At 66.2% G+C, this 16,308-nt stretch carries 13 protein-coding genes and 1 pseudogene; 7 read left to right on the top strand and 7 right to left on the bottom strand.

The genetic code is table 11. The features are described 5' to 3' along the window. Window positions 1-4: 4 nt before the first annotated feature. The 6 genes and pseudogenes from XI06_RS11375 to XI06_RS11350 form a co-directional block, all read right to left on the bottom strand. Window positions 5-351: pseudogene (locus tag XI06_RS11375) on the bottom strand (Lin0512 family protein). Between the two features lie 24 nt (window positions 352-375). After that, window positions 376-2,202, bottom strand: coding sequence for a chloride channel protein (locus tag XI06_RS11370; protein WP_271605332.1), 1,827 nt, complete (start codon window positions 2,200-2,202; stop codon window positions 376-378). A gap of 108 nt (window positions 2,203-2,310) precedes the next feature. Then, window positions 2,311-3,966 (bottom strand): acetolactate synthase large subunit, encoded by a 1,656-nt coding sequence (locus XI06_RS11365; protein ID WP_271605331.1) that lies wholly within the window; start codon window positions 3,964-3,966, stop codon window positions 2,311-2,313. Between the two features lie 217 nt (window positions 3,967-4,183). Continuing rightward, window positions 4,184-4,828, bottom strand: coding sequence for an O-methyltransferase (locus XI06_RS11360; RefSeq protein ID WP_271605330.1), 645 nt, complete (start codon window positions 4,826-4,828; stop codon window positions 4,184-4,186). 12 nt (window positions 4,829-4,840) lie between these two features. Next, on the bottom strand, window positions 4,841-5,467 hold the full coding sequence (locus XI06_RS11355) for a PadR family transcriptional regulator (RefSeq protein ID WP_271605329.1): 627 nt from the start codon (window positions 5,465-5,467) through the stop codon (window positions 4,841-4,843). A 108-nt stretch (window positions 5,468-5,575) separates the two neighbouring features. Then, window positions 5,576-6,127: a carboxymuconolactone decarboxylase family protein gene (locus tag XI06_RS11350; RefSeq protein ID WP_237890180.1), complete on the bottom strand. Its 552-nt coding sequence runs from the start codon at window positions 6,125-6,127 to the stop codon at window positions 5,576-5,578. A 69-nt stretch (window positions 6,128-6,196) separates the two neighbouring features. Between XI06_RS11350 and XI06_RS11345 the strand changes: the two genes are divergently transcribed. The 7 genes from XI06_RS11345 to XI06_RS11315 all read left to right on the top strand — a co-directional run bounded on the left by XI06_RS11345 (window position 6,197) and on the right by XI06_RS11315 (window position 14,935). Beyond that, entirely contained in the window at window positions 6,197-6,571 is a 375-nt protein-coding gene (locus tag XI06_RS11345; protein WP_237890179.1) for an MmcQ/YjbR family DNA-binding protein, read from the top strand. A gap of 98 nt (window positions 6,572-6,669) precedes the next feature. Further along, a complete protein-coding gene (locus XI06_RS11340; protein WP_237890178.1) occupies window positions 6,670-8,058 on the top strand; it encodes an SWIM zinc finger family protein in 1,389 nt (462 codons plus the stop codon). Next, window positions 8,051-9,481, top strand: a complete 1,431-nt coding sequence (locus tag XI06_RS11335; RefSeq protein WP_271605328.1) for a DUF5691 domain-containing protein — start codon at window positions 8,051-8,053, stop codon at window positions 9,479-9,481. Before XI06_RS11340 ends, XI06_RS11335 begins: the two co-directional genes overlap by 8 nt. Beyond that, window positions 9,478-10,554: an ATP-binding protein gene (locus XI06_RS11330; protein WP_237890176.1), complete on the top strand. Its 1,077-nt coding sequence runs from the start codon at window positions 9,478-9,480 to the stop codon at window positions 10,552-10,554. The genes XI06_RS11335 and XI06_RS11330 overlap by 4 nt, the downstream gene beginning before the upstream one ends. A 4-nt stretch (window positions 10,555-10,558) precedes the next feature. Further along, window positions 10,559-12,784: a DUF5682 family protein gene (locus tag XI06_RS11325; RefSeq protein ID WP_271605327.1), complete on the top strand. Its 2,226-nt coding sequence runs from the start codon at window positions 10,559-10,561 to the stop codon at window positions 12,782-12,784. Next, the gene (locus tag XI06_RS11320) at window positions 12,781-13,962 is read left to right on the top strand and encodes a VWA domain-containing protein (protein WP_271605326.1); all 1,182 of its coding nucleotides are present in this window, start codon (window positions 12,781-12,783) and stop codon (window positions 13,960-13,962) included. Before XI06_RS11325 ends, XI06_RS11320 begins: the two co-directional genes overlap by 4 nt. 94 nt (window positions 13,963-14,056) lie before the next feature. Continuing rightward, complete coding sequence (locus XI06_RS11315) at window positions 14,057-14,935, top strand: bifunctional helix-turn-helix transcriptional regulator/GNAT family N-acetyltransferase (protein ID WP_271605325.1); 879 nt, start codon at window positions 14,057-14,059, stop codon at window positions 14,933-14,935. A 6-nt stretch (window positions 14,936-14,941) separates the two neighbouring features. Here XI06_RS11315 and XI06_RS11310 read toward each other — a convergent pair whose 3' ends face one another. Next, entirely contained in the window at window positions 14,942-16,168 is a 1,227-nt protein-coding gene (locus XI06_RS11310; protein WP_237890172.1) for an MFS transporter, read from the bottom strand. Window positions 16,169-16,308: the final 140 nt, after the last annotated feature.

The raw sequence follows: 16,308 nt of genomic DNA, 5'->3' as shown, positions 1-16,308 counted from the left end.
CGGTCTAGTCCTTGTCGAAGCTGACGATGACGGCAGCATTGGCGATGAGGATGGGATCGTTCGCCACTTCCGTGGCCGAGGGAATCTCCAGCCCGCCCTTGACCGCGGTGACGGTCACGGTGCCGAAGGAAGCTCCTTGGCGACCGCATCCTTGTCGACGGCCTCAGGGTTGGGCACGCCGATGGTAACGTCGACGAACATGTCGTTCGCGGTCTTGCCGATCATCCGGAAGAAGCCGAGACTCGAATGTCTGATGGCATCAGACACCGCGCGTTTCGCCGCCTTGGTGGCGTCCCTGCCGTGAACGTCGACGCCCATGCCCATCTCGGTAACACAACGAACGCGAGTCATGCTCATTCCTGTCGGTGCTGGAGTTCAGAGGGGCTGACCTTCCGCGATCCGCGCCTCCGGCACAAGCGCCTTTTCGCGCAGGAAATATGCGTTGCGGTCCTCCTCCTGCGCGTTCACGACCGCGCGAATTCGCAGCAAATCCTTGCGAGCGACGAGGCCAACCACGCGATGGCTGACGCGATCGACCACCGGCAGCCGCCCGAGATCGGAGGCAACCATGAGATCGGCGACCCGCCCCAGCACATCATCGGGATGCGCCACCACGCTCGAGCTGTCCGACGCGACGTCATCGAGCGTTGCCGCCTGATGATCGCCCTCGGTGCGCCAGCGCAGTACATCGGCACGGGTCACCATGCCGGTCAGCCGTCCATCGGCTGCGACAACGGGATAGGATTTGTGACGGCGCTGGTCGGAGGTGAAAAACGCCACCGCCGTGTCGATGGTCATGTCGACCGGCAGCGTGTCGACATTAGTCACCATGACGTCGGCCGTGCGCATCAGCTCGAACGGATCAATGGCGTATTCGCGGGTGATATGCTGGCCGCGGCGCGCGATCTTCTCGGTCAGGATCGAGCGCTTGAGCAACAGCACGGTGACGGCATGCGCGGCGCCGGTCGCCGCCAGCAGCGGCAGCAGCATGTCGATATTGCCGGTCAGCTCGATCGCGAACATCACGCCTGTCAGCGGTGAGCGCATCGTGCCGCCCATCATCGCGGCCATGCCGACCAGCGCCCAGAACGACGCGCCGCCGGGCAGCACCAAGCCCTCCATCCAGCCGGCGGTGCCGCCGAGGATCAGCAGCGGCGCCAGCACGCCGCCCGACGTGCCCGAGCTCAGCGCGACCACCCAGATCACTGACTTCACCAGCAACAGCCGGATCGCTTCGTCGCGCACCATGTGGCCGGACAACAGATCGGCAATGACATCGTAGCCGACGCCGAGCGCGCGCGGATCGATCAGCCCGCCAAGGCCGACGACGAGGCCGCCAAGCATCGGCCACCACATCCAGTGCACAGGCAGATGATCGAACAAATCCTCGATCGCGTAGAGCAGCCGCGTCATCAGCCCCGATTGCAGGCCGGCAACAATGCCGACGCCGATCGCAGCCGCGAGGCCCCACCAAGGCAGGTCCGTCCGCTCCGCAAACGGAAACAGCGGTCCGGTCCCGAACAGCAGCGGACGCCACGCAGCCGAGATCACCGCCCCCGTCACCACGGGCAGGAAGCTGCGCGGCTTCCATTCGAACAGCAGCAATTCGACCGCGAGCAGCACCGCGGCGATCGGCGTGCCGAAGATGGCCGTCATGCCGGCGGCAGCGCCTGCAACCAGCAGCGTCTTGCGCTCGGCCGCGGTGAGATGGAAGCACTGGGCGAAGATCGATCCGATCGCGCCGCCTGTCATGATGATCGGTCCCTCGGCGCCGAACGGGCCGCCGCTTCCGATCGACACCGCCGATGACAGCGGCTTCAGGATCGCGACCTTCGGCTGCATCCGGCTGCCGCCGATCAGGATCGCCTCAATCGCCTCGGGTATGCCGTGGCCCCGGATCTTCTCCGAGCCGAACCGCGCCATGAGCCCGATCACCAGCCCGCCCAGCGCCGGCGCGAGCACCATCCAGATCCCTGGATGGGCGTTCGCCAGCGAGACGTTCGCGGTGCTCAGGTGACCGAACCAGACCAGATTGGTCACCAGCGCGATCAGCTTCAGCAGCACCCAGGCGGCCCCGGCACTGATGCTGCCGACCAGCAGCGCCATGCCGATCAGGACCAGAACACGGCGGTCGGCGGTAAAATCTCCGGGCTTGCCGCGAGGACGCGGGAGGCCGCCGGCGATGTCGGGGGTCTGGCGCATGAATGTCTCTTGTCGGGAGGATTCTTCGCGCCTGAAATATATCGTAGAACGATATATATCAAGGAATGGCTGGTATGATCCTCCCGGGCAATTTCCGCAGAGTTGCTGCTATCTCTGCCGCGCCCGCAGCTCGTCGATCAGCACCCGCACGTTCTCCGAATAGTCGATCGGGATCGCGACCAGGTGCACGCCCCCCTCCTTGAAGGCGGCATCCAGCGTCGGACCGAAGCTGTCGATGCTTTCGATACGATGGCCTTTGGCGCCATAGGCCCTGGCGTAAAGCGCAAAGTCGGGATTGCCGAAGGTCATGCCGTAGTCGGCGAAATGATCGACCGCCTGCTTCCAGCGGATCATGCCGTAGGCGTTGTCCTCCAGCACCAACACGACCAGGTTGAGCTTGAGGCGGACCGCGGTCTCCATCTCCTGGCTGTTCATCATGAAGCCGCCGTCGCCGGCCACTGCGAGTACGCGGCGATCGGGATAGAGCATCGCGGCCATCATCGCCGACGGCAGGCCGGCGCCCATCGTCGCCAGTGCGTTGTCGAGCAGCAGCGTGTTGGCGACACGGGTGCGATAGTTGCGCGCGAACCAGATCTTGTACATGCCGTTGTCGAGCGCGACGATACCGTTCTCCGGGATGACCTGGCGGATGTCGTGCACGATGCGCTGCGGCGTCGGCGGCCAGCGCGCTTCAGTGGCGCGGTCGGCGATGTGATTGAGGATCCCTTCGCGTAGCGGCAACAGCGCCGCCGCCTGCGGCAGCTTGCCTTCGAGCCGGTCGGCGAGCAGCTCCAGGCTCGGACCGACGTCGCCGACCACTTCGGCATCGGGAAAATAGACCAGTTCGACGCTGGCCGAGGTGTAGCTGACGTGAATGACCTTCGGCCCTGATGGCCCCATGATGAAGGGCGGCTTCTCGATCGGATCGTGGCCGATCGCAATGATAAGATCGGCGGCATCGATGGCATCGTGGACATAGTCGCGCTCGGACAGCGCCGCGGTGCCCATGTAGAGATTGGTGCCGCCGGGCACGGTGCCCTTGCCCATCTGGGTGGTGAAGAACGGAATGCCGGTCCGCCGCACGAAGCTCGCAATGCCGTGGGTCGACCGCGGCCGGCTGGTCGCGGCGCCCATCATCACCAGCGGACGCTTTGCGGCCAGAATCATCTCGGCGGCACGGTCGAGCGCGGCGCGATGCGCGACCGGGATCTCGATCGGATGGACCGGGATCACGGGAACGGCCTCGACCTCGTCGCCTGCGATGTCCTCGGGCAATTCGAGATGCACCGGTCCCGGCCGCTCCTCCATCGCCACGCGGAAGGCATCGCGCACCACTGTTGGAATCGACGAGGCGCTGACGATCTGTCGCGACAGCTTTGTCAGCGGCTTCATGGTCGCGACCACGTCCACGATCTGGAAGCGCGCCTGCCGGCTGCTCATGATCGGCTTCTGGCCGGTGATCAGGATCATCGGCATTCCGCCGAGATTCGCATAGGCCGCACCGGTGGAGAGATTCAGAGCGCCAGGGCCGAGCGTGGAGAGGCAGACGCCAGGCTTGCCGGTCAATCGCCCATGGGTCGCGGCCATGAAGGCAGCGGCCTGCTCATGACGGGTCAGCACCAGCTCGATTTTCGAGGTGCGCAGCGATTCGACGAGGTCGAGATTTTCCTCGCCAGGCACGCCAAAAATGCGGTCAACCCCTTCGTTCTCCAGCGCCGCGACGAACAGGTCCGATCCCTTAACTTTGCGTTCCTGCGCACTCATGTCGCCTCCGCTTGCTGCTGGCTCCGTGTTCCCGAAGCCATCTCATGGTAGCCAACTGAGCCGCGGGCACAATTCACAAAGCGGCGCATCACTCCATCAACAACCGATGGAGTGTGAGCAACCGCGCTGCGCTCTTTCAATTCGCCCGACCACGCAGAGACACATTTGCGTCCTCGCGGCGTGCTTTAGCCCGTCAGGCAACGCAAGGGCTTGTGCCTCACTTCACCTTCAATGACAGTTCCGTGCCGCCCTTGAGCGGCAGCGTCATCGACACAAAGCCGCTTTTGGGATCGCGGATGAAGGCGAGAAAGTCGGGCTCGGCATTGTCATTCATGACATAGCCGCCGACGAGCAGCTGCGGCGCAACGATCTCGATCACTTCGCGGGCGAGCGAGGGGCCACCCTCGCCCGGCCAGCCGTCAATCAGCACGAAGTCGACGGGGCCGCCGAGATCGCGCAGCGTCTTGCGGGCGTCGCCGTCGCGGATCTCGGCATAGTCGGCCAGTCCCGCTTCCGCCAGATTGCGCTTGGCGGCTTCGACCTTGGCCGGCACGATCTCCGAGCCGATCACCGTGCCGCCGCCATTATCGCGGAGCGCGGCGGCAAAATAGAGCGTGGACATCCCGACCGAGGTCGCGAACTCGACGACGCGGGTGGCGCGCAAACCGCGGCACAACAAATAGATCAACTCGCCCTGCTCGGGATGAATCGAAAAGCCCTGCTCGGCATAGGCGTGAGGATCGCGGCTGCCGGAGCCGCCGCGCGGGCCGCCACCGGAGGGCCGCTGCCGCGCGCCTTGCAGGCGCGCGATCACGGCGTTGACGCGCGGATCTTGAATCGGGCTGTGCGGCCGATCATTCATATCTGGCGTCCCTCACTTGCCGAGGATTTCAGCCGCCGCGCGCTCCAGGATGCCGGCGATGCGACGCGCCTCGGCGGAATCGCTGCCATGCTTGCTGCGCAGCGCGCGCTTGAGGTTGTGGCGGGCGCGATGCAATTCGTCAGAGGCATCCGCATCGAGATCGCTGACGCCGGCAAAAGCCTCGCGCACCTCGTCCATGCGCCGTCCGATCCGCGACAGCGCTTGCAGAATTGCATCAGCGGTGCCGCGCTGCTCGGCAAGAAACGCCTCGCCTTGCGGCGTGATGCTGTAGAGCTTGCGGCCGCCATCCTGCGCGACGCTCGCATGACCCACCTCTTCGAGATAGGTCAGCGCCGGATAGATCACGCCGGGGCTCGGCGTATAAAATCCCTCCGACCGCTCCTCGATGATCTTGATCAGCTCGTAACCATGCGCCGGCCTGTCGGCGAGCAGGGCCAGGATCACGAGCTGGAGGTCCTGCGAGGACAGCCGTCGTGCGCCCGGGAAATCGTCGCCGCCGCGTCCGAAAAAGCCATGGCCGCCGCGGCCGAAGCGATGCCGCCCGCCGTGCCGGCCCATGGCGAAATGGGCGAAGTGCCCGAAATGGAAGTCTCTGTGGTCTCGGTGTTTGCCGAACATATCGTACGTCTCCTTCTCAAAACATATCTTACGATATAGTTTGCGATAGCCGGGGCGCAAATCACCGATCCGTGATCATCCGCCAGCGGGAGCAGCGACCGACGGCCGCTACTCGGCTGCCTCGCTGTGGGACCCGCCCGGCTCGACCTCGAGCTGAAGAATGTCATTGAAGCGGTTGAAGGCACCGCACAGCGCGATGCGCCAGGTCAGCTCGACGATTTGGGCTTCGGAGAAATGGGTGCGCAGGTGAGCAAAGATCTCGTCGCGCGTCCGGTTCCAGTTGTTGGTCACAGCAATGGAGTATTCGACGACGAGCTTGTCGAGCTCGTCGAGTTCAGGATGATCCTTGTAATCAACGAGGCGCGCAGCGCCCTCCTCCGACACGCCCTGCACCGCGAGTTTGGGTGCGTGATGCGAAACGCAGTAATCGCAATTGTTGAGCAGTGACACCGTGACCAGCGCCAGCTCAAGATGGCGCTTCGAGATCATGCCGTCGCTGGCGAGATCGACCAGCAGCGACCACATGTGCTTGAAGATCGGCGCGCGATGCGCCATCGCACCGGCCTGGTTCTCGAACGCACCATAGGTCGTCATCTTGTCCCACAGCGGCCGCAATGCTTCCGGCAGATCGTTTCGGGTCTTGATCGACACGCGCGACATGGCATTCCATCCTCGGTTGGAACATGCATGCTGCCACAAAGGTGCGCCGATGTCCGCTAGTGCAATCGCATGACTCCCAAGAGCTTCGAAACACGCTGCCTGCGCCTGCCCGCCGCCACCAAGGTGGTGCAGTGGGAAGGCACCTCCGTGTTCAAGGTCGGCGGCAAGATGTTCGCGCTGAGCGGCGGTTATACGGCCGAGACCGGCGGCTACATGTTCAAGGTCTCGAACATGGCTTATGCCATGCTGATCGAGCACGGCCTGGCGCGGCCTGCGCCCTATCTCGCGCGGGCCAAATGGGTGCAGCTCGTCAGCAACAACGCGCTGCCCGATGCCCAGCTCACGGCCTATCTGGCGCAGGCCCACGGGCTGATCGTGGCGAAGCTGACAATCAAAAAGCGCAAGGAGCTTGGGCTTGCGTCGCCTCACACCGGACCCGCGTGACGATCTCCGCGTGCAGCGGATCGTCTGCGCGCGGCGACATTGAGCTTTCATCCTGCCCCGATATACTGCCGGTCCTGGATTCGAATTGGGAAGCCGGCGTGGCGATTGATCTGAAGGCGGTCGAGCAACTCGCTACCGATCAATCCTCGCTCAAGGCGGCCGCCGGCCTTGCCAAGCCGGCGAAATGGTCTGGCGTCGGCGGCAGCCCGGATGGCGCGCTGATCTGGGGCGAATGCGCGGGCTCCGGCGCCAATCCCTACCGGGTGATGGCGGACCTGCGTGACCTCGGCAACAAGTGCACCTGCCCGTCGCGCAAATTTCCCTGCAAACATGTGCTCGGCCTGTTGTGGCTGAATGCGGAATCGATCGTGCCGTTCGCGCCCGCCGACGCGCCGGCCTGGGTCAGCGACTGGCTCGGGCGCAGGCGCGGCACCTCAGCCGCAAAGCCGGCGAGCGCTGGCGCCCCAGCGGTCGACAAGGATCTGCGCGCCGCACGCGCCCTCGAGCCCGAAGCGCCCGAAGATCCGAAGGATGCCGCACGGCGCGAGGCGCAGGCGGCCAAGCGCAACGAAGACACCGAGCGCGCGATCCTCGATGCGCTGGATGCGCTCGAGCAATGGATCGGCGATCAGCTCCGCCTGGGATTGTCAGGCTTCATCGATGATGCCACGGCGCGATGCCGGCGCATCGCGGCGCGCCTGGTCGACGGCAAGGCCGCGGCGCTCGCCAGCCGGATCGACGAATTGCCCTCCCGCCTGCTCGCGCTCGCCGCCGGCGACCGGCCGCGCGGGGCGGTCGTTGAGCTTGGCAAGCTGGTACTGCTCGCGCGCGCCTTCCGGGCAACGCCACGTGACGCCGAGATCCGGCGCGCCGTTGCGACATCGGAGACACGCGAGACGGTGCTGGCCGATCCTCAGTCGCCGCGCGTGAACGGGCATTGGGAGGTTCTCGCCGAGCAGGTGCAGACGCGCCGCGACGGTCTGGTCTCGCAGACCACATGGCTGCTCAACCTTGCCGCGTCAGGCCCGCGCTTCGCCATGCTGCTCGATTTCTTTCCGGCCAGTGCCGGACGGCGCGGTTCGGTCTTCACCACCGGCGAGCGCTTCCGGGGCGAGCTCGTCTTCTATCCGTCGCAGCAACCGCTCCGCGCCCTGCTCGTGCGGCGCGACGCCGCGGATGAGACGCTTGTGTCCGAATGGCCCGCGCCGGGTCACACGCTCTCCGATGCCTTGACGCGGCCGCTGCTGGCCGAGCCGTGGATGATCGAGCTTCCCCTGCTTCTCCCGCAGGGGCGGATCGCACGTGACGATTCAGGGGCCACCTGGTGGCGAGCCGCCGATGGCACGGCCACGCTGCCCGTCGCAGGCAGCGCTGAGGGCTTGCTAACCGGCACGGAGCTGACGCGCACCGCCGCGATCTGGTCGGGCAACCGACTCACGATCCTTGCCGCACAGTCTCCCTGGGGTCGGATTGACGGCCATGACTGAAACAGCGGGCGCAGAAGCGATCTTCGAGGCCATGGGCGCGGTCGTGACGCGCTGGACCATGGGTTCGACCGCAGCCGCTGCGGCTTCGTTCTGGCGAACTGAACTTGGCGACGATCCCGTCGAGGCCGAGTTGCGGCTGCTCGCTCTGTCCGGCCAATTCCTCGGCGCAACCGTGACGGCCGAGCCGGCGTCTGCGCTGCGCGTGCTGCCCGACATTCCCCCGCTTGCACTGCCGACCGTGGCAGAGGCGCTGCGACCGCTGGTGCGCCGGATCCTTGCGGCGAGCAAGGACGCAGCGTCCAGAACCGAGCTCGTCCACTTCCTCGCCGCACGCGGCTGGACGACCCATCCTGCCGACTGGATGCCTGATGCAAGCGACGAGGACGCGCCCGATGTCTACGCCCCGTGGCGCGACTGGAGCGCATTCACCGCTGCCGGCGCGACGACGCAGCGACAGACGAACGACCAGATCACAGCAGAGAATTGGGAAGACTTCTGGCCCGCCGCGCGCAAGGCCGCGTTGATCGGCTTGAGGCGGCGCGATCCATCAGCGGCACGCGCGCTGCTTGAAGCAAAAGTCGGCAACGAAAATGCCGATGCGCGGCTGCGCCTGGTGTTCCTGCTTTCGGAGCGGTTGTCCGATGACGACGTTGCCTTTCTGGAAGGCCTCGTAGCGAACGATCGCGCGCTGAAGGTCAAGGCGCTTGCAACATCCATGCTCGCCCGTCTCGGCCACGGTCCCGCCGCGGGCGAGGATATCGCGGAGCTTGCCGGCTTCTTCTCGGTGAAGACGAAGGGGCTGCTGCGCCGCTCCCGCGTGATCGACTTTCAAACGCCCAAAACGCCGGCACAATGGCAACGACGGAAAGCCCTGCTCGACGGCACCGACCTGACATCGTTCGCCGGCGCGCTCGGCCTTGCCCCGCAGGACTTGATCGCTGCCTGGGACTGGAAGGTGGACCCGGCGGCCGATGCCGGGCTGATCAAGTTGATTGTAGAGACCGGCACCGATGCGCAGCTTGTACAGGCAGCCGAGATCGTCAGCGAACATGATGCGACCGGCCTCATCGTGGCGCTTGCACCGCGTCTCGCCCCCACTGAGCGAGCCAAATTCGCCGTGGCTGGTTTGCGCACGCACGGTTTCCGCTTCGAGATAGCGCAGGTGATCGCCGGCGTTGCGGCGCGCCTCGACGATCCGCTCTCGGCGCCGGCTGGCGCAAAACTGCTGGCCGAGATCAGGCGCGACGACGCCAAGCCGTCGGACCATGCTGAGGAATTTCACGCGCTGGGCGTGCTCGCCTCGCGGGCGGCGGCGCAGCAGACCTCGCAGCGCCTGACGGCTGCGGGCCTACTGCAAGGCGACCCGCGCCTCGACATGCTGCGGCTCAACGCCGCGTTGGACGATCAAGGAGAGAAGCCATGAGCGAGAAACTGCGGTTACCCGCCGAGGACAGCTTTGCGAGCGAGCTGAAGGCGCTCGCCGCCGGCGAAGGGCATCGCCCGCCGGGCTGGGCGCTCTCGCCGCGCCAGGTCGTGACCTATCTGATGGGCGGCAAGGCGGCCGACGGCACCACGATCACACCCAAATATGTCGGCGACAAGCGGCTGATCGAGACCGCCGTTGCGACGCTTGCGACCGATCGTGCGCTGCTCTTGCTCGGCGTGCCCGGCACGGCCAAGTCGTGGGTCTCCGAGCATCTGGCCGCCGGCGTCACCGGCGATTCCACGCTCGTGATCCAGTGCACCGCAGGGACCGACGAGAACCAGATCCGCTACGGCTGGAACTATGCCCAGCTGCTTGCCCACGGACCGAGCCGAGAAGCGCTGGTGCCGACCCCGCTGATGCGCGCAATGGAGGGCGGCAAGCTCTGTCGCTTCGAGGAGCTGACGCGCATGGGCAGCGACGTGCAGGACACGCTGATCACTGTACTGTCCGAAAAGATGATGCCGATCCCGGAGCTCAACACCGCCGTCTATGCGCAGCGCGGCTTCAACATCATCGCGACCGCCAACAATCGCGACAAGGGCGTGAACGAGCTGTCATCCGCGCTCAAGCGCCGCTTCAACGTCGTCGTGCTGCCGCTGCCTGACAGCGCCGAGGAAGAAGTGTCGATCGTCGTCAAGCGCGTCGGCGAGATGGCGCAGAACCTCGATCTGCCCGCACCGAAGAACGTCGCCGACGAGGTGGCGCGGGTTGTCGCGATCTTCCGCGAGTTGCGCTCGGGCTCGACCGAGGACGGCAAGGTCGCGCTGAAATCTCCCTCCGGCGGCCTTTCGACCGCCGAGGCGATCGCGGTGATGGTCGGCGGCATCAGCCAGGCAACCTTCTTCAACGACGGCAAGCTGACGCCGGAGACGCTGGCAAGCAACATGATCGGCGCGGTGGTCAAGGATCCCGTGCAGGACACCGCGGTGCTCGGCGAATATCTCGAGACCGTGCTGAAGAAAAAGCGCGGCTTCGAAGGCTATTATGCCTCGCTGACCGATCTGATCTGACATCATGGCCGGCGACGTCCATCTCTTCGGCATCCGGCACCATGGGCCGGGATCAGCGCGGCGGCTGGTCGAAGCCCTCGACGCGCTCCAGCCCGTCGCGATGCTGATCGAGGGCCCTGCGGATGCCTCCGACCTGCTGTCGATGCTCGCCTCCCCCGAAATGGTGACGCCGGTAGCGCTGCTCACTTACGCCGAAGACAATCCGGCCAACGCCAGCTTCTTTCCCTTCGCCGCCTATTCACCGGAATACCAAGCCGCCTGCTGGGCCGTGCGGCACGGCGCGGCCTTGCGCTTCATCGATCTGCCTGCCTCCGACAGGTTGGGAGCCTCAGCCGCGGACATCGCCGGGGAAATTGCCGCGCGATCGGAGGAGGATCCGGTCAGCCGTGATCCGATCGGGGCGCTCGCTACCGCTGCTGGCTATGACGACGGCGAGTCCTGGTGGTCCGACGTCATCGAGGAAAATCCAGCGACAGGTCCTGTGTTCGCGGCCGTGGCCGATGCGATGGCGGCGCTGCGCGCGGACGAAAAGCCGGTATCGACCCGGGAGGCCGCGCGCGAGGCGCATATGCGGATCGAGATCGCCAAGGCGGCGAAGGAGTGCGACGGTGCCGTCGCGGTCGTCTGCGGCGCCTGGCACGTGCCGGCGCTGGCCGAGCGTCGCGGCCTCGCGGCCGACCGCGAATTGCTCAAGGGGCGGCCGAAGACGAAGATCAAGGCGACCTGGGCGCCGTGGACCGCGCCGCGCCTGTCGCGCGCGAGCGGCTATGGCGCAGGCGTGGTCGCGCCCGGCTGGTGCGCGCATCTCTGGGAGACGCACGATGGCGACCGCGTCGCCCTTTGGCTTGCCAAGGTAACGCGTGTGCTGCGCGATCGCGGTCATTTCGTCTCGACCGCCTCCGTGATCGAGGCGCAGCGTCTCGGCGTGGCGCTGGCGGCATTGCGCGAACGGCCCTCGCCCGGCTTCGAGGAGCTGCGCCAGGCGGCGATCGCGTGCCTGTGCAACGGCGAGCGCGCCATGTGGAACGACATCGCCGCCGAGCTCCTGGTCGGCGCGGGCGTCGGCTCGATTCCGTCGGCGACGCCGCTGGCGCCGCTGCTGGAAGATCTCCAAAGACAACAGAAGGCGACGAGGCTGAAACCGGAAGCGCTCGAACGGCCGCTGACACTCGATCTGCGCAGCGAAAGCGGGCTGATGCGCTCGACGCTGCTGCACCGGCTCAATGCGCTCGACGTGCCCTGGGGACGGTTGACGGACGCCGGCCGCAGCCGCGGGACGTTCCGCGAAAACTGGCAGCTGCGCTGGGAGCCGGAATTCGCGGTGCGGCTGGTCGAGAACCTGCTCTATGGCTCGACCATCATGGAAGCCGCTGCCGGCCGCCTGATCGAAGCCATGGGCAAGGAGAGCGAGCTCGGCGCGCTGGCGGGCCTCGTGCGCAACGCCATGATCGCGGATCTGCCTGGGGCCACCGAATCCGGCATCGCGGCGCTCGAAACCAAGGCAGCCCTCACCAGCGACGGCCAGTCGCTGCTCGACGCGCTGCCGCCGATGGCCGACATTCTGCGCTATGGCGAGGCGCGTGCCGGCACCGCCGAGCATCTCGCGGCCCTGATGCCGCGGATCGTGGTACAGGCGGCGCTTGCCCTGCCCTACGCCGCGCGCAATCTGGATGTTCCTGCCGCAGCCAAGCTGCGCGGCGCCATCCTCGCGGGCGATGCGGCGATCCAGCTGGCCCAGCTCGAGACCGACGTCGTGGCCGGATGGCGCGCGGCGCTGACGGCCTTGCTGCACGATGGCCAGGCCACCCGGCTGATCGCCGGCACTGCGGCACGGCTATTGTACGAGGCGGAGTTGCTGGCGGCCGATCACACCGCCGACCTGCTGGCGCGGATGCTGTCGCCGGGCACGCCAATTGCCGACGCGGCAGGTTTCTTCGAAGGTTTCTTCGAGGGCGCAGGCCAGCGGCTGATCCACGACGCGGCGCTGCGCGGCGCGGTCGACGGCTGGCTGCTGTCTCTCGATGACGACGCCTTCACTGCCAGCCTGCCGCTGTTTCGCCGCGTCTTCTCGGCACTGGACCGCAACGAGCGCAGGCGGCTGATGGACGCGTTGTTTGCGCGGAACAGCGGCGGCGCTAAAGGATATCGGCTGATCGCAGATGCCGCCGCGATCTGGCCGCAGCACGAGGCGCGCGTGATCGCGCTGCTGAACGCCGGAGCCCCCCGATGAGCGAGACCGACGAGCGCAATCGCCGCTGGACGCTGGCCCTCGGCGTTGACGCAGAGGATGCCGAAAACACAAGCGCGCTCTCCGACAGCGACCGCCGCATGTCCGAAGCCTTGACGGCGCTCTACGGCAACGGCGACGACGCGCCGAAGAAGGGCCGCGGCGGTCTCGGCGGCTCGGCACCCCGTGTCGCGAAATGGCTTGGAGATATCAGGGAGTTCTTCCCGGCTCCTGTGGTCCAGGTGATCCAGAAGGACGCGTTCGAGCGCAAGGGGCTGCGCCAGATGCTGCTCGAGCCGGAATTCCTCGCAACCGTCGAAGCCGACGTGAACCTGATCGCCGACCTCGTCGCGCTGCGTGGTGTGATGCCCGAGAAGACCAAGGAGACCGCACGGATTATCATCGCCAAGGTGGTGGCCGAGCTGATGGAACGGCTCGAGCGACGCACGGCGGACGCGGTCCGTGGTGCGCTGAATCGCTCGCTGCGAACCAATCGCCCGCGCTTTGCCGACATCGACTGGCCGCGCACCATCAAGGCCAATCTGCGCCATTACCAGGCAGAGTATCGCACCGTGGTGCCGGAACGGCTGATCGGCTTCCTGCGCCAGCAGCGTCGCATCGTCGATCTCGAGGAAGTCATTCTGTGCGTAGACCAGTCGGGGTCGATGGCAAGCTCCGTCGTCTATGCCTCGATCTTCGCGGCGGTGATGGCCTCGCTGCCTGTTGTCGCGACCAAGCTCGTCTGTTTCGACACTGCGATCGTCGACCTGACCGAAGACCTCGCCGATCCCGTCGAGGTCCTGTTCGGCGTTCAGCTCGGCGGCGGTACCGACATCAACAGCGCGGTCGCCTATTGCGAGGAGCGCATCGAGCGCCCGTCCAAGGCGCATCTGATCCTGATCACCGATCTCTATGAAGGCGGCAATGCGGATGCGCTGGTCGACCGGCTGGCCCGGCTCGCGACGCGCGGGATCAACGTGATCGTGCTGCTGGCGCTGACCGACACCGGCCGTCCGTCCTACGACCCCGTGCTTTCGGCAAGAGTTGCCAGTCTTGGCATCCCCGTCTTTGCCTGCACGCCGGATCAGTTTCCCGACCTGATGGCAACCGCGCTGAAGCGCGAGGATGTTGCGGATTGGGCGGCCGACCAGGATATCAAGCTGATCCGGTCCGAAGGGTGACCGGTTTGGGGTCCAGAACCGCCGCAGCGGCGCAGCCGCCACGAGATCATCCGCTCGCCATTGACTGAAGGAGTTATCTGACTAAAGTCAGATAATGCTCGACCCCATCTCCCGCGTCCGCCGCTTCAACCGCGCCGTGACCTCCGCCGTCGGCGCGCTCGATACGTCCTTCCTCGGGCGCGGACGGCCGCTCGGGGCGGCACGTGTGCTCAACGCGATCGGACACGGGCGCTCCGAAATCGGCGAGATCCGCGATTATCTCGGCCTCGATTCCGGGTTGATGAGCCGACTGTTGCGCGGCCTGGAAGACGAAGGCCTGATCGAGACGCACGCGCATGAGGATGATGCGCGGCGCCGCGTGGCGAGCCTGACGCGCACAGGCAAGCGCGAGTTCGCAGCCTATGAGGACTTGTCGAACAGTCAGGCCGAAGGTTTTCTTGCCCGCAACTCGCAACGCGAGGCGCTGCTTGCGGCGATGGATTTAATCGCCTCCGCGCTGACACGCGACCGCATCGCGCTCACCGAATTGGACCCGCGCAGCGACGAGGCGCGCTACTGCCTGGCTGAGTACTACGCCGAGCTCGGCCGCCGCTTCAAACAAGGCTTTGACGTTTCACTGTCACGCGATCCTGACGCCAAGGACATGCGCCGGCCGCGCGGCAGCTTCATCGTGGCGATGTCGGACACGCTGCCGATCGGCTGTGTCGGCCTGAAGGGCACCGATCACGGCTATGCCGAGATCAAGCGTCTGTGGGTTGCCCCTTCCGCGCGCGGATTGGGGCTGGGCAAGCGCCTGATGGACAGGACTGAAGAGGCCGCGCGCTCGCTCGGCATCGCGCTGTTGCGGCTCGACACCAACAGCGCGCTGCCGGAGGCCGGTCAGCTCTATCGCACCACCGGCTGGCGCGAGATCCCGCGCTTCAACGACGACCCGTATCCGGACCTGTTCTTCGAGAAACAGATCCGGTCGTAGAGTTCGTCACGCCGCCACGGGCGCTGGAGCCGGCTCGGCTTGCGGCTTCGGGAACGGGCGGAACGTCATCGCCATCAGGAATGCGCCCAGGCCCATCGCCCAGGAGCCGATATAGAGCCAGGCGTAGCTGGAGAACGCATCGTAGATCATGCCGCCGGCGAGCGGGCCGGTCGCCATGCCGAGGCTGCCGGCCATCGCCGTGCCGCCGATCACGGTGCCCATCATCTTGAGCGGAAAGTTTTCACGGATGATCACGGCATAGAGCGGCATGGTGCCGGCATAGATGAAGCCGAACACCGTCGCGACCGCGTAGAAGGTCGTGAGCTGGTGAGCAAAGACATAAGCGAGCGCGCCGAAGGCTTGCGCGAACAGGCCCGAGACCAGCACGCGCTTGGCACCGAGGCGATCGCCCATCAGGCCGAAGGCGATGCGGCCGCCGAGGCCGGCGAGACCCTCGACACTGTAAATCGTCACCGCCGAGATCAGCGGGATGCCGCAGCTTACGGCGTAGCTGACCGTGTGGATGATCGGGCCGGAATGGGTGGCGCAGCAGAAGAAATTGGTGGCGAGCAGGATCAGGAATTGCGGGGAGCGCAACGCCTCGCCCACCGTCATGTCGGCCTGCGGGCCACCCGGGCCTGCTGCCTGACCTTGCGGATGCGCGAGCGCCGGCGGACGGCGCACCAGGAGCGCGACCGGGATCATGACGACGGCAACCACCAGCGATATGATCTGCATCGCGGTGCGCCAGTCATGATGCGACACCAGCCAGGCCGCGAGCGGCGCCATCGTCATCGGCGCCACGCCCATGCCGGCCGACACCAGCGAGACGGCGAGGCCGCGATGGGTGTCGAACCAACCGGTGACGGTCGCCATCATCGGTGCAAAGATCGCAGCGCAGGATGCGCCGACCAAGAGGCCGAACACGAACTGGAACGCGATCAGCGAGGTCGCGTGGCTGGCGGCGAACAGGCTGAGCGCCAGCACGGTCGACCCGGTCAGCACCACCGGCAGCGGCCCGAACCTGTCCGTCAGCGTGCCCCAGATCATGCTGCTGCAGGCCATCGCCAGGAAGCCGATGGTCATCGCGCTGGAGATGCCGGTCACCGACCAACCGGTGTCCTTCGCGATCGGCTGCAGGAACACCGGCAGCGAAAACATGCCGCCGATGGCGACGCATCCGAGCAAGCCGCCGGCGGCGACGATCACCCAGCGATATCTGGAAGAGGTCATCTTGGTCTCCCGTCAGGTCTGTCTGGGTGGAAGACGAATGGAAATGGCAAAAGCAGACAGGCGATCCTACTTTATTTCGCAGACCGTCGCGACCGCGCACAGCCGGACGGAGCCCGAAATCCCGTCCGGTCACCGCAAAC

It is taken from the genome of Bradyrhizobium sp. CCBAU 11434 (genome assembly GCF_028128895.1).
GTDB classification, from domain to species: Bacteria; Pseudomonadota; Alphaproteobacteria; order Rhizobiales; family Xanthobacteraceae; genus Bradyrhizobium; species Bradyrhizobium zhengyangense.
Note: the sequence above shows the minus strand (reverse complement) of the source record. Positions and strands in the feature narration are given on the sequence as shown.